Annotated in this window: 1 protein-coding gene; it reads left to right on the forward strand. The window is 55.6% G+C overall.

Going from position 1 to position 232, the window contains the following annotated elements; all coding sequences use genetic code 11:
• The coding region (locus tag R0J87_RS25190; RefSeq protein ID WP_498889756.1) for an MFS transporter at nucleotides 1–232 on the forward strand (232 nt) is incomplete at both ends.

Below are 232 nucleotides of genomic sequence, written 5' to 3' on the forward strand. Positions count from 1 at the left end.
CTCGGTTCTGGCAACCCGATTCTGGTTTTTGCCTTCCTGCTGCTGGGGTTAAGTCTGATGGGTCTGACCTTCGGGCCAATGGGTGCGCTGTTACCAGAGCTGTTTCCGACAGAAGTGCGTTACACCGGAGCATCGTTCTCTTACAACGTAGCGTCGATTCTCGGGGCTTCCGTTGCGCCATATATCGCAGCCTGGTTGCAGACTAACTACGGGCTAGGTGCGGTGGGGTTAT

Source organism: Halomonas sp. SIMBA_159 (assembly GCF_046536035.1).
Lineage (GTDB): Bacteria > Pseudomonadota > Gammaproteobacteria > Pseudomonadales > Halomonadaceae > Vreelandella > Vreelandella venusta_A.